This is a genomic window from Fusobacterium ulcerans (assembly GCF_003019675.1).
GTDB lineage: Bacteria > Fusobacteriota > Fusobacteriia > Fusobacteriales > Fusobacteriaceae > Fusobacterium_A > Fusobacterium_A ulcerans.
Genome location: NZ_CP028105.1, coordinates 2,284,459 through 2,299,222 on the forward strand (window position 1 = coordinate 2,284,459; position 14,764 = coordinate 2,299,222).

Sequence of the window (14,764 nt, forward strand, 5' to 3'; positions counted from 1 at the left end):
TAAGTCATCCTCGTTGTACTTTATAAACTAAAAGGAGATATGAATGAAAAAAGTATTAATATTAATGGCAGCTCTATTAATGATGAGCTGTGGAAATAATTCAAAAGAAATAGATCTTTCATTATTAGAGAATAAAAGCGGAATTTTCTATGAAAAGGGAAGTGAAAAACCATTTACAGGAAAGGTAACAGCTAAGTATCCAGATGGGAAGAAAATGCTGGAAAGTTATTGGAAGGATGGAAAGCAGGAAGGCAGACAGATTCAATACTATGAAGATGGAAAGCCTAAAATAGAAGGAGTATTCAAAGATGGAAAAGCAAATGGAGCTATAAAAGTATATGATGAAACAGGAAAAATAATAGTAGAAGAAGAGTGGAGAGATGGAGTAAGAGTAAAAAAATAATGAATAATAAAGAGTTTTTACACTATTACAGAACTTCTTCCTAAGAAGATATTTAAATATATTCAATCTAAAAATTTGAATATAACAAAAAAAATGATTTTGAGGGAATTTTATATATTTTTTTATTTTAGGAAAAGCTGACAAGAAGGGAGCCTTCAAGTCAGCTTTTGATAATTAAGCTATTTTTATAGCAGTCTAAAGATTTGCTAAATATTGTACGAGAAGCTTATATGTATTGTCAAATGATTCTAAGTTCAAACGCTCATTAGGAGTATGAACATCATAAGACTCAGCTCCCAATGTAACTATATCAATGTCAGGAATAATTTTTTTGAATACTCCGCATTCAAGTCCCCCATGAGTAGCTTTTATCTGGATATCTCTGTCATAAAAATCTTTATATACAGTTTTTAAGATTTCTCTCATAACAGAATTTTCACTATACTCCCAAGCTGGATAACGTGAACCGCTCTCCCATTCAAAACCAAATAAATTGCAGAAGTTAACTAATATTTCCATACCTTCATCATTATATGATTCTATTGCTCCACGAAGAGAATATGTACAGATAACTTCATTGTCTACAGTTTTGATTACTCCCATATTTTGAGAAGCAACTGTAAGCCCGTCAATTACCATACTTCTGTGTTTAAATCCGTTAGGAAGCATATATAACATAGTAATTATGGAATCACTTATATCTTTTGAACACATTTTTTCAGTTTTATCTTCATAAATTTCTATAGTAAGACCTGCATCACTGTACATAAGTTCTTTTTTAATTTTTTCTCTCTGTTCAGCAACGATATTTTTAATTTTTTCAAAATCAGCTGCACTTGCAAAAAAAGCAGTAGCTTCTCTAGGAATAGCATTTTCCTTTGAACCTCCATCTATATTTACAAGATTGATTCCAACTTCTTTATTTAAATGATAAAGAACTCTGCTGCATATTTTATTTGAGTTTCCTCTTTCGAGATGGATATTTCCTCCTGAATGCCCTCCATAGAGTCCTCTTACTTCCAATCTGTAAGCTGGAGAACTACATTTAACCATTTCTAATTTCTTTTTAAGTCTAAATCTTAGACCTCCAGAACAAGAAACATAAGTACTCAATGAACTGCTGTTATCTAAGTTGATAAGTCTTTTTGAAGTAAAATCGTTTTTATCAAGAGCTTGAGCACCTATAAGCCCAACTTCTTCACATACTGTAAAAACACATTCAAGGGCAGGGTGTTTTAAAGTTTTATCAGCAAGAACAGCCATTGTCAAAGCAGCTCCAACACCATCATCAGCTCCTAGAGTAGTTCCCTTTGCTCTTACAAAGCCATCTTCTATATATAATTTTAAAGAATCTTTTTCAAAATCAAAATCACAGTCTCCATTTTTTTCACAAACCATATCTATATGGGATTGAAGAATAATTGCAGGATGATCCTCATATCCTTCACTTGCAGGTTTGTAGATTATGACATTGTATAATTTGTCTTGTTTTACTTTTAGTCCTAAGTTCCCAGCAAATTTTACAAGATAGTCACTTAATTCTTTTTCATTGTGTGAACCATGAGGAATTCTAGAAATATCCTCAAAATATTTTTGGTGTGGCAGGTATTCATTTAAAACATAATTCATTTTTACTCCTCCCGTATTTTCAAAGTCTTATGTAATTATTACCCCAAAATATCATTTTTAGCAAGAGATATTTTGATTTTTTTTAAATATTAAGGTATATATATAAGTGAGAACATAAAATATGAGCAGGGAGGATAAAAATGGATTATACATCAATGAAGTGGAATAAAGAAAGTTATAAAGAGTTTATTAGTGAATTAAAGGGAATGCAGGACGAAAAATATAGAGAATTTCATAATAAAATAATTGGAGCAGAGGTTGAAGTTATTGGATTAAGAAGTCCAGTGGTGAAAGATATAGCTAAGACAATAGCCAAAGGAGACTGGCAAGGATTTCTTGCTCAGAAAAAGGGGAAGTACTATGAAGAAACTACTCTAAGAGGTCAGGTAATAGGCTTTGCCAAAGCAGATAAAGAGATAATAAAAGAGTATATAGAAAAATTTACTGATGAAATAAATAACTGGGGAGTGTGTGACAGTTTTATTGGTAATTTGAAAATAATAAAAAAAGAGAAAGAATATTTTTATCCAATGGTTAAAAAAATGGCAGAATCTAAAGATCAATGGAAGATAAGATTTGGACTTATAACCCTCATGTCTTATTATATAGAAAAGGAATATTTAGATGAAATATTTGAGATGTGTTCAAAGGTAGAAAATAAAGAATATTATGTGCAGATGGGTCAGGCATGGCTTGTTTCTACATTGTTTATAAAATTCAGAGATGAAACTTTAGAATACTTGAAAGATAATTCTTTGGATAAATGGACGCAGAATAAGGCTATTCAGAAAATAAGAGAGTCATTCAGAGTGAGTGAAGAAGATAAAGAACTGGTAAAGAGTTTAAAGAAATAGTTTTTGGGAGGCAGCATCATGTTTCATAAAATAGATATGGAAACTTGGGAAAGGAAAGAATATTATCATTATTACATAAATTTTATAAAATCTAAATATAATCTTAATGTTGATATGGATATAACAAAACTTTTAAAATTAGTGAAAGAAAAGAAATTAAAATTTTATCCTACAATTATTTATGCAGTTATGAGGGGAATAAATAAAAATAGAGAATTTAGAATGAGCTATGATAAAGAGGGAAATTTAGGGTATTGGGATTATTGCAATCCCTCTTATACCATTTTCCATGAAGATGACAAGACTTTTTCAGATATATGGAGTGAGTATTCAGAAGATTTTTCTATTTTTTATTCTAATGTGATAAATGATATGGAAAAATATAAAGATGTAAAAGGAATAAAAGGCAAGCCTGGACGAGGGGATAATTTTTCTCCAGTCTCTTCTATACCATGGCTGAGCTTTACAGGTTACAGCAATGATACTTACAGCGAATCAAATATGCTTTTTCCTGTAACTGTATTTGGAAAATATTATGAAAGAGATGGGAAAATACTTCTTCCATTTTCTGTCTTTGCTACTCATGCAGTGGCTGATGGATACCATACTTGTAAATTAATAAATGATATTCAGGAAATAGTTTTAGATGTAGAAAATTGGCTGAATATGTAAAAAAAGAGTGATAAGAAAGCTAGATTGAATTTTAGAAATTTGGAAATTAGAAAGGTTTGTGTAATTAATGAAGTAAGTAAAACGTGAAAAACAGTATGTCTGAACGTAGTGAGTTTACTGTTTTTAGTTTTATGAACAAAATTAATAACAAGCCTTTCTACTGGAAAAGTTCTAAAATTATATTTCTACTTTAATCACTCTTTTTATCTATAATAATGAAAGTTTTTTATAATTATTTTTCTTTTACACAAAGAACATGATAAACGCCATCGATTACATGAGTTCCTTCAGTTTCATGTTCAAATCCTGGGAATGCTTTGTCCCATAGAGATAATGCTTTTAGATATTTAATTTGAGGACTGTTTTCGTCTCCAAAGTTTTCTCCAGACATAAGCATTGGGATACCAGGTGGATAAGGGATAACAGAGTTGGCTGTTACTCTTCCAACTAATTTATCAGCTGGAACTAATTCAACCTCTTGACTTACAATTTTGTTATAAGCTTCTCTTGGAAGCATTTCAGATTTAGGAAGAGTTGAATATGCTTCATTTAAAACTTTTCCTGGGTTGTTAGCTTTTAGGTAAGCAAACATTTCATCTCCTAAATCATGGAATCCCATTTCTCCATAATGCTCAGGATAAGCAGCTACTAATTCAGGAAGTACATCTTTTAATAGAGTATTGTTGTCATAATGTTTTTTGAATGAAAGAAGTACATTTACAAGTGTGCTCCATTTTCCTTCTGTGATACCCATTGAGAATAGGAACATAACTTGGAAATCTGTAGTTCTTGTAGGAACGATTCCATATTTTGCTAAATAAGCAGAAACTAATGCAGCTGGAACACCTTTTTCAAGAAGTTCTCCATCATCACCCATTCCTGGAGCAAGGATACTAACTTTGATAGGGTCTAACATTGCCCAGTTTTCTGGAAGGTCAGCAAATCCGTGCCATTTATCTTCTGGGTGCATTATCCAGCAGTCTTGTTCTGTAGTAAGAAGTTCCATAGGTGCTTCTTCAAAGTTATATTCTTTTTTAGTTTTAGGATCAGTTACTTTTTCAGCGTTCCAAGGTTTGAAGAACCAATCATCTTTAGCAGTGAATTCTTTGTATAATTTTCCAATTTCTTGACGGAATTCAACAGCTTCTTTAACAACTTCTTTTATTAATGATTTACCAGAATTTCCATCCATCATTGCAGCACCAATATCATTTGATACAGCTATTGCATATAGTGGAGAAGTTGTAGCATGCATCATGTATGATTGGTTGAATCTGTCTTCATCAATAGGGTTTTTACCATTTCTTACATGGATAAATGAAGCTTGAGATAAAGCATTTAATAGTTTATGTGTTGAGTGAGTTGCAAATACTGTAGAGTCATTTTTGTAATCTTTTGGATTTCCTCTCATAGCAAAGTGGTCTTTGTATAATTCATTGAATCTTGCATAACCATACCAAGCTTCGTCAAAGTGGATATAGTCTGCTTTTCCTTGGAATATTTCTTCAGCTTTCGCAGCATTATAGCAAACACCATCATAAGTACAGTTAGTAACTACAACATATTTAGGATCTACTTCAATTCCTTTTTTCATTTGATCAGGAAGAATAGGTCCGATTATTCCATATCTGTTTCTTGTAGGAGTCATATACACTGGTTTTGCTCCTGTAAGGATAAGTCCCTGTTCAATAGATTTATGACAGTTTCTGTCAATAAGAGCAGTGTCTTTATCTGTAAGACATGCTTGGAAAACAGTTCTGTTAGAACCTGATGTACCAACTAGCACACTGTAACTTCTATCTGATCCAAATATTCTTGCTATATTTTTTTCTGAATCTAAGAAAGCACCAGTGTGGTCAAGTAGAGAACCTAAACTTGTTCTTTCAATTCCTGTATCTGTTCTGAAAAGATTTTCTCCATAATAGTCAAAGAATTTTTTACCAATAGCAGTTTTTAAAAATCCAACTCCTCCTTGATGTCCTGGAGCCGCCCAAGAGTATTCAGCAACTTTGTTGTAATTGAATACAGCTTTAGCTAGTGGTGGTAAAAGTGCATCTCTATATTGTTTAATCTCTTCTGAAATACGTTCTCCAATGAAATCAATATCGTTTTCCAATATCCAGATATATTCATCAATAGAGTTTAATGTACATTCATCAAGAGATGATGTAGTATCAGCTTTTTCAGCTAATAAAAATACTGGAACTCCTTCTTGTCTTTCATGTAATACAGTAATTAAATTAACAAATTCTTTTTCTTTTTCAGCAGATTTTTTATTGATGTCCCAATCTACAAGCAAGCAGTCAATAGATTTATTGATATCTGCTTCTTCAGCTGCCTCTTTGAAGTTTTTTACTTCTATTATTTCAATTCCTCTTTCTTTTAAGTCTTCTTTTAAAAGAGCAATTCTTTTTGTTACAGGTGAATCTTCGTTTAAAAAGCTGTTTTGGATAACAACAGTTGTATATTTAATACCTTCTAAACTTTTCATTTTAATCCTCCTTAATATATTTTGAAAGCTAAGCTCATGTGGAATATTATTTTCTACCTCATGAACCTCTCATGTCATAGTCATACACATAAAAACAAATTTTCCTTTTAAAAAAAATAAAAAAATTTAAAAAAGGAAAGTTTATTTTTTTTAGAATACCCGTTTTAGAAGTGATTAAAAACAATAAAAGTTTTAAAAGTAAATTTAAAGGAGGAGTTATATGAGTACTGAAAATAGTAGTACACAAAATACTGCTAGCACAAAAAAACTTGGAGTTCTTGCATTAGCTGGTCTTGTTATTAGTGCAATGATAGGGGGTGGGATATTCAACCTTCCGCAAAACATGGCTCAATCAGCATCAGCAGGTGCTGTAGGAATAGCTTGGATCATCACAGGTATAGGAATGTATTTTTTAACTAATACATTTAGGGTATTATCTACAGTTGTTCCAGATGCTAAATCAGGAATATATAGTTATGCGAGATTAGGATTTGGTAAATTTGTAGGATTTTTAATGGCATGGGGATACTGGCTTTCTGCTGTATTTGCTAATGTAGGTTATGCAATTCTTCTTATGGATTCATTGAACTATTTCTTCCCCCCACATTTTAAAGGAGGAAACAATCTTCCTTCAGTAATAGGTGGTTCTATATTAATATGGGCAATGTATTTCATGATTATGGCTGGGGTACGTCAAGCAGCAAGTATTAATATGATAGGGACAATAGCTAAATTAGTTCCAATTGCATTATTTATCTTAGTTTCTATATTTGTTTTTAAATTTTCTATGTTTCACACTAATTTCTGGGGAGACGAAACAATAAAATCTCTTCATGATGTAGATTTAGGAAATTTAGGAGGACAAATAAAAAGTACAATGCTTGTAACATTATGGTCTTTCATAGGTATAGAAGGAGCAGTTGTTATTTCAGATAGAGCAGAAAGTCAGGCAGCAGTAAGTAAAGCTACATTAATTGGGTTCTTGTTGTGTTTACTTTCATACATGGCTATCTCAATGCTTCCATTTGGTAATTTATCTCAAGGTGAATTATCTGTATTAGCACCACCATCAACAGCACCTATTCTTGCAGATGTAGTTGGAAAATGGGGTAGTTGGTTTATGAATATAGGTGTAATAATTGCACTTCTAAGTTCATGGCTAGTTTGGACAGTTTTGTTGGCAGAACTTCCATATGCGTGTGCAAAAGATGGGACTTTCCCAAAAGTTTTTGCTAAAGTAAATAAAAATGGAACTCCATCTTTTTCTCTTTTAGTATCAAGTATAGCTATGCAAGTTACTATGATATTTGTATATTTTGCTAGCAATGCTTGGAATGTAATGTTGAGTATTACTGGAGTTATGATACTTCCAGCATATATTGCATCAACTCTTTATTTATGGAAAATAGCTGCAACAGGACAATTCCCTAAAAATACAACTATTAAAGAAAAAACAGCCCTTATCACAGGAGTTTTAGGAAGTATCTATGGAGCATGGCTTATATATGCAGCAGGGTTAAAATATTTAGTAATGGCTAGTATCCTATTTGCAATTGGAATATTAGTTTTTGATAAAGCTCGTAAAGAAAATAAAGCAGCAAATGAAAGTACATTTACTCATGCAGAAAAAATATTGGCAATAGGGTTGACAATAATAGCGATTATAGCTTTATTCCTATTAATTACTAAAAGAGTCAGTCTTTAGAGCATAGATTAAATCAAATTAAATTAAAATTCGGAGGTTTTACAATGGAAAAAGAAAGTAAAGTACGTGCACCAAGAATCGATAAGACAGCAATTAGTCCTTATGAAAATTACTGTGATGGATATGGAGCTCCAGGAGCTCAAGGAAACGGATATGTTTCTGTATTAAAAGTATCAGTAGGAACAGTAGAAAAAACTGATGACTTTTTATTAGATGGTATAGTATCTTATGACAGAGCTGAAATAAATGATGCTTATGTAGGACAAATAAATATGCTTACTGCCTCATCTTTCTGCGGAATAGCAGGACAAGTATGGGGGCATGATTTAGCAGCTCATGATGATGTTGCAGCTAACAAAATTAAACCAGTTTTAGAAGCTACACAATTTGATGGATCTAAATTACCAGTTTATGATGCAAAACCATTATTAGAAGCAGGAATTGAACTTTTTGGTGTTGAAAAAGAAAGAAGATTTACACTTGTTCCAGGAGCTCATACTATTTGTGCTAATAAAGGAGTTACTGCATACAGACCTAAAGAAGACAGACCATTAAAAGAAGGAGAAGCTTATGGAGTATGGTGCTTTATAGCTTTATCACTTTCTGCTGACAGAGATAACTGTGCAGACTTATTTATAGAAGATGCCGGATTATGGACTAAAAATGACAATGCAGAAGAATTAAAAGAATTCTTGGAAGAGCATAGAAAATCAGTTGTATGGTCAGTAGTAAGCTGTGGACAAGATTCAGATGTATTGTTTGAAAGATCATATGTCGGATTTGCTTATACTATCATGAAACCAGGAGAAATTGGAACATCTCTAACATGTGCTCCATATGTAAGCCTTGCAAGAAACGCTGTACCAACAAACGGATTTAATTCTTTGAATGGAATGACATTAACTGAATGGCTAAAAGATATGAAATTTGATTCACTTGTAGAAAAAAGAAAAAAATCTTGCTGCAATAAATAATTTAAAACAGTGTAAAATCTAAAAAGTATAATTATATTGAGGAGGTTCGCCTCCTCTTTTTTGTTGTAAATAAAAAAAATAAAGTATATAATAAGAAAATTAAAATTTTTCTAGGGGGAAAAATGAAAAAGAAAATTCTTGAATCAGATAGATTGCTTTTTAGTGTGTGGGAAGAAAATGATATAAAATATGCAAAGGAACTATGGGGAGATTCAGAGGTAACAAAATTGATAACTGCTTCTGGGAAAATGAATGAAGAAGAGATAAAAAAAAGACTGGAGAAGGAAATAGAAAATTATAAAAAGTTTGAGATTCAGTATTTTCCATTATATTTAAAAGAAAAAGAAATATTTGTAGGATGCTGCGGATTGAGACCATATGATGAAGAAAAAAATATTTTAGAAATGGGAATACATATAAAAAAAGAATATTGGGGAAAAGGAATAGCAACAGAAGCATGCAGAGAAATAATAAAGTATGCCTTTGATTTTTTAAAAGTTTCATCTCTTTTTGCTGGACATAATCCCAAGAACAAAGATTCAGCACATCTTATAAAAAAACTGGGATTTGTTTATCTAGGAGATGAATACTATCCACCAACAGGTTTGTATCATCCTTCATATATTTTTTCAGAAAAAAATTAAAAAATTTCTTTACATATCAAAAAAACAGAGTATTATATTAAATAATTATTACTTAAAAATAATCAAGGGGGAATGAGTATGGAAAAAAAATTAAAGAAGGCTTTTGAATTTATTGCAAAAGAAGAAGAAGCGATGAAAAAATTATGGTTTGATTTGTGTAGAATAGAAAGCCAATCTTTAGATAGAGAAGGAATAAATGAAGCAGTTGGATTTTTAGAAAAAAATCTTAAAGATTTTGGAATGAAAACACAAGTATTTGATTATGGTAGTGGGGGAAACAGTATAACTGCTTATTTTGATAATGGAAGCAAAGAACTTGAAACAATTATAATTGGACATTTAGATACTGTGCATAAAAAAGGAAGCTTTGGAGAAGAAGTTATAAAGATAGATGAAGAAAATGACATGGTTTATGGACCTGGGGTACTCGACTGTAAAGGTGGAGTTGTAATAGGGGCTTTTGTTGCAAGAGTTTTAAATCATATTGGATATGATAAATTTGTAAAGCTTGCATATTCAGGAGATGAGGAAGTAGGACATCAGACTACAAAAGGAAAAGGAAAAGAATTTTTCTTGGAGGAAGCAAAAGGATTTAAAACAGCAATAGATTGTGAAACAGGCTTTACCGATGGAAGAATAGTTGTAGGGAGAAAAGGGGCAGCAAGATTTGAAATCCAAATTCATGGAAAGGGAGCTCATGCAGGAAATGAACCTGAAAATGGTATCAGTGCAATAAAGGAAGCAGCTTACAAAATTTTAAGAATAGAAGAAGAAAATGATTATAATAATACTCACTATAATGTAGGAATAATCAATGGTGGAACTAATGTAGGAAGTATTCCTGAAAATTGTACTTTGACTATTGATGTAAGATATAGAAAAGCAGCAGATATAAAAGTTATAAAAGAGTTTTTAGAAAAAGTAACAGAAAAATCATATGTAAAAGGAACAAAATCAGAATTGAAAGAAATTCTTATTTTTGATTCTATGGATGAAACTGAAAAGAATAAAAAATTATTTGAAATAGTAAAAGAAAATTCAGAAAAATTAGATTTGGGAATACCATATCCTTGCTTCCTTGGCGGAGGATCAGATGCTGCTTATACAGTAGCTTTGGGAATACCTACTATTTGTGCAATGGGAGTTCAGGGATATGAAAATCATACAATAAGAGAAAGGGCAGTAATAAGTTCTTTTGCTGAAAGAACAAAACTTATTGTAGCTTCTATATTGTCATTACCAGAAACAATTTAATAAATTAAAAAAGAACTTATTTAGCAGCAGCCAATAAAATAGTATCAACTGAGAAACTAAATTAGAGTAGCTGCCATACAAAGTGTAAAACAACGGGTGTATTGTTTAAACGACAATATACCCGTTTTGTTATGCAATAAAATATGTTTTCATAAAGCATATGAATTAAATTTTAAATTTCCATAATATAAATTTCATTATTTGAATCAATTATTTTTCAAAAATAAATTCTATGTTTATTTGTTCGCTTATAATTTTAACTAAACTTTTTTTATATTTTTTATAAAAAACTTAATAGTGATATATAATTTAAAAATTATTTTTTGATATTTTATGTGTTTAATACAACAAAAATGTATTTTTTTTAAAAGTTTAGTGAATAAGAAAACTAAAAAAATATTTTATTTTCTTTTTAAAACCTTTTATATCTTTGAATCTAAAAATTAATTGTGACAAATAGATGGCAAATATACAAAAAAAATATACATAATTTTATTTGAAAAATAAAAAACTTGTTTTGTTTAGTATTTTGTTGATTTTATGTCTGTACACAGAGTAGAAGGATGATAAAATTCTGAAATTAAGAATAAAAACATCTTTTTATACTTTTCTCCCCTTTTTCACATAGATTTCATTGAAATTTATTATATTAATAGTGTAGAAAACAAGAAATTATGAGAGTTGCTAATTATCTCATGATTATTTTTCTCTTAAACTAAAGCTGTAAGAATGTGACAATTTCCCAGGTTGTCGTATTCTTATGCTTTATATAACAAATACTAGGGGGTATTTTTATGAAAAAATCTTTATTATTAGTTGGTGCATTTTTAACAGTTGCAGCAATGGCTCAGGCAAAAGAAATAGTTCCTGCTCCAGTTGTTGTAGAAGAGGCACCAGTGCAAGTAGTTGAAAAAGAAGTTATTGTCTACAGAGACAGAGAACCACAAGGATTCAGACCAAATGGATATCTAGATTTACAATATAGATTCTATGGAGAAGCTGAAGAACTTAATTACAAAAATAATGGTGTCAATAACAATTATGGAAGAACACAATTAATGGGAAGAATCAATATGACTGAGAAACAAGCTTTGGAATACAGAATCAGATCATATAATGACTGGAATTCTTCTTCTAATGACAAACAAAATGGAAAAGATGGAACTCAAACAAGATTAAGATATTTCTATGATCATGGTAATTTAGGAGATTCTAATGTAGATTTAACATCTAGAATAGAGTACAGAAAAGAAGCTGAAGATGACGCACAATCATTAGAATATCAAGCAAGATTTAATTTTGCAGATTATTTATTTAACAATGATTTTGTAAAAACTACTGAATTTACAATTGCTCCTAAATATAAATATTACTGGGCATCTAACAATGACAATTATCAAAATAGACTAGGAATTGATTTATATACAATGCATCAATTCCCATTAGGATTCTCATTTGAATTTAACTTATATGGTGACCAATACTTCTATGGACAACGTCAATATACTAATGGACACAGCACAGTTAAAGACAACACAGGATTAACAATGGAAGCTTACTTATACAATACAACTAACTTATATACAAATGATAAAGTAGATGTAGATTTCTACTTTGAAGGTGGATATGATCCATACAACTGGAACTCAGAAAAAGTGTTAAGAACAGCTATAAATGAAAAAGGAGATTTAAAAGAGCCTACAAATTATACTTACAATGATAATACTTATGAATTATATGCTTATCCACAAATTATAACAACATATAAAGTTAGCCCTAACTTTAATGTATATGCTTCACTAGGGGCAGAATATAGAAACTGGGCAAATATAAATCAAAAAAGTGCTAAAGACTGGAGATGGCAGCCAACAGCTGTTGTAGGATTTAAGACAACTTTTTAAACTCTAAAAGTCTAGAATTTTATATAAAAGGAAAAACTCTTTTATTAAAAAGAGTTTTTTCTGTTGATAAACACTAATAAAACATATTCTCTTCACTTTTCTATATTATATTCTTTGTATAAGAGAAATATTATAAAAGTTGCTAATCTTTTATATATTATTGCTCTTCCCAAGAATGAGATGATGATTTACCAGTTTCCCAGATTAAGTAAATTGTCATCTTTAATGTGAATTATTATATATTTCGATATATATAATTTAAAATATAGAAAATAGGGGGTATTTTTTATGAAAAAATCTTTATTGTTAGTTGGTGCATTCTTAACAGTTGCAGCAATGGCACAAGCTAAAGAAGTTGTACCTGCTCCAGTTGTAGTAACAGAAGCACCAGTACAAATCGTTGAAAAAGAAGTTATTGTCTACAGAGACAGAGCACCAGTAGGATTCAGACCAAATGGATATGTAGATCTACAATACAGATGGTATGGAGAAACTGAAAACAAAGAAAATGGAGAAAATCCTTGGGCAGGAAAAACTAACTATTCAAGAACTCAGTTAATGGGAAAAATCAACATGACTGAAAATCAAGCTTTTGAATACAGAATCAGAAATTATAATAGTGTTTCTGCGCAAGAAAAAACTGGAAAAAATGGAACTGATACAAGATTAAGATATTTCTATAATCATGGAAATGTAGGAGATACTAATGTTAACTTTACATCAAGACTTCACTACAGAGACAGAGATGATACTAACGGTCATCAAGAATTAGAATATCAAGCAAGATTTAACTTTGCTGAGTACATGTTCAATAATGATTTTGTAAAAACTACTAACTTCGTAGTTGCACCTAAATATCGTTATGAATGGGGATCAGGAAATAATGACAAATATGATAATCAACTAGGTGTAGATTTATACACTATGACTGAATTACCATGGGGATTCTCATTTGAATTTAATTTATATGCAACTCAACATTTTTATGGAGATGATCAAGCATTTGATGAAGGTAGAGATATGGAAGATAAAAACTTCACATTAGATATGGAAGCATATATCTACAATACTACAAATCTATATACTAATGCTAGTGGAGATGTAACTATTGACTTCAACTTTGAAGGAGGATATGATCCATATACTTGGTCTAAAGAAAAAATGTTTGGTACAAATAAATCTGGATATTTAGCAAGCTATGGAGATGACAAAGCTAGCTATTCACTTTATGCATTACCAACAGTTCAAGTTAACTATCAAATTACTCCTAGCTTTAAAGTTTATGCAGCTGCTGGAGCAGAGTATAGAAACTGGGGAATTGATAATGAAAATTCAGCAAAAGACTGGAGATGGCAACCAACTGTATTCGCAGGATTTAGAACAACATTCTAATGAATACAGTATGTTAGGTTACTACTTTACAACTTAGGACAATCATAACTAACCAACATTATAAAGGGGAGTTAGCCAAAGCTTTTATTTTGGTTAACTCTTTTTTTCTTATATATTTGAAAAAAATAAAATAAAGATGTAAAATAAGATATAAAAATGGGAGGACAATAAATATATGAAAAAAATTTTAATAGTAGAAGATGAAATGGAAATAAGAAATATTTTGAAGTTATATCTTCTAAAGGAAGGTTATGATGTTACGGAAGCTGAAGATGGAGAAGTAGCAATAAAACTTTTTTATGAAAAACCATTTGATTTAGTGATACTTGATATAATGCTTCCAAAAAAAGATGGGTGGAGCGTTTTAAGAGAGATAAAAAAATATAGTTCAGTTCCTGTTATGATACTATCTGCAAGAGATGATGATGAAGATGAACTATTTGGTTTTGAAATAGGAACAGATGAATATATTACTAAGCCTTTTAATAATAAAATACTTTTAGCAAGAATAAAAGCTCTTATAAAAAATACAAGCAATAACACAGATCATATTATCGAGTTAGGAAAAATAATTATTAATGATACATCTCATACAGTGACAGTAGATGGAGAAGAGGTTATTTTAGCTCCTAAAGAATATGAACTTCTGATATACCTTATAAAAAATCATAAAATTGCTTTAAGCAGAGATAAAATGCTTACAGAGGTATGGGGATACGACTTCCCAGGAAGTGACAGAACAATAGATACACACATAAAAAATCTGAGAAAAAAATTGGGAGAAGAATGCATAAAAACTGTTAGAGGAATAGGTTATAAATTTGAAATAAAAAATTAGGAGGAAC

12 protein-coding genes are annotated in these 14,764 nt (G+C 30.5%); 10 read left to right on the forward strand and 2 right to left on the reverse strand.

Annotated features, from left to right (window positions below; genetic code table 11):
* Window positions 1-43 precede the first annotated feature (43 nt).
* Window positions 44-403 (forward strand): toxin-antitoxin system YwqK family antitoxin, encoded by a 360-nt coding sequence (locus tag C4N20_RS10605; RefSeq protein WP_005976147.1) that lies wholly within the window; start codon window positions 44-46, stop codon window positions 401-403.
* A gap of 195 nt (window positions 404-598) precedes the next feature.
* Here the strand turns inward: C4N20_RS10605 and pepD are convergent, their stop codons facing one another.
* The gene (gene pepD, locus C4N20_RS10610; RefSeq protein ID WP_005976149.1) at window positions 599-2,032 is read right to left on the reverse strand and encodes a beta-Ala-His dipeptidase; all 1,434 of its coding nucleotides are present in this window, start codon (window positions 2,030-2,032) and stop codon (window positions 599-601) included.
* Window positions 2,033-2,172: 140 nt separating this feature from the next.
* Here pepD and C4N20_RS10615 point away from each other — a divergent pair, with 140 nt between their 5' ends.
* A complete protein-coding gene (locus C4N20_RS10615; protein ID WP_005976151.1) occupies window positions 2,173-2,886 on the forward strand; it encodes a DNA alkylation repair protein in 714 nt (237 codons plus the stop codon).
* A gap of 18 nt (window positions 2,887-2,904) precedes the next feature.
* Entirely contained in the window at window positions 2,905-3,558 is a 654-nt protein-coding gene (locus C4N20_RS10620; protein WP_005976153.1) for a chloramphenicol acetyltransferase, read from the forward strand.
* A gap of 232 nt (window positions 3,559-3,790) precedes the next feature.
* On the opposite strand, the gene adiA is transcribed toward C4N20_RS10620, so the two are convergent.
* Window positions 3,791-6,049: an arginine decarboxylase gene (gene adiA, locus C4N20_RS10625; protein WP_005976155.1), complete on the reverse strand. Its 2,259-nt coding sequence runs from the start codon at window positions 6,047-6,049 to the stop codon at window positions 3,791-3,793.
* 220 nt (window positions 6,050-6,269) lie between these two features.
* Here adiA and C4N20_RS10630 point away from each other — a divergent pair, with 220 nt between their 5' ends.
* The 7 genes from C4N20_RS10630 to C4N20_RS10660 all read left to right on the forward strand — a co-directional run bounded on the left by C4N20_RS10630 (window position 6,270) and on the right by C4N20_RS10660 (window position 14,757).
* Entirely contained in the window at window positions 6,270-7,754 is a 1,485-nt protein-coding gene (locus tag C4N20_RS10630) for an amino acid permease (RefSeq protein ID WP_005976157.1), read from the forward strand.
* Window positions 7,755-7,798: 44 nt separating this feature from the next.
* Complete coding sequence (gene hdcA, locus C4N20_RS10635) at window positions 7,799-8,728, forward strand: histidine decarboxylase, pyruvoyl type (protein WP_005976159.1); 930 nt, start codon at window positions 7,799-7,801, stop codon at window positions 8,726-8,728.
* 122 nt (window positions 8,729-8,850) lie between these two features.
* Window positions 8,851-9,372: a GNAT family N-acetyltransferase gene (locus tag C4N20_RS10640; RefSeq protein WP_005976160.1), complete on the forward strand. Its 522-nt coding sequence runs from the start codon at window positions 8,851-8,853 to the stop codon at window positions 9,370-9,372.
* 78 nt (window positions 9,373-9,450) lie between these two features.
* Window positions 9,451-10,626: a M20/M25/M40 family metallo-hydrolase gene (locus C4N20_RS10645; RefSeq protein ID WP_005976162.1), complete on the forward strand. Its 1,176-nt coding sequence runs from the start codon at window positions 9,451-9,453 to the stop codon at window positions 10,624-10,626.
* Between the two features lie 794 nt (window positions 10,627-11,420).
* Window positions 11,421-12,527: a major outer membrane protein FomA gene (fomA, locus tag C4N20_RS10650; protein ID WP_005976163.1), complete on the forward strand. Its 1,107-nt coding sequence runs from the start codon at window positions 11,421-11,423 to the stop codon at window positions 12,525-12,527.
* 288 nt (window positions 12,528-12,815) lie between these two features.
* The gene (gene fomA, locus C4N20_RS10655) at window positions 12,816-13,919 is read left to right on the forward strand and encodes a major outer membrane protein FomA (RefSeq protein ID WP_005976165.1); all 1,104 of its coding nucleotides are present in this window, start codon (window positions 12,816-12,818) and stop codon (window positions 13,917-13,919) included.
* Window positions 13,920-14,094: 175 nt separating this feature from the next.
* Complete coding sequence (locus C4N20_RS10660) at window positions 14,095-14,757, forward strand: response regulator transcription factor (protein ID WP_005976167.1); 663 nt, start codon at window positions 14,095-14,097, stop codon at window positions 14,755-14,757.
* The last annotated feature ends 7 nt before the right edge of the window (window positions 14,758-14,764 follow it).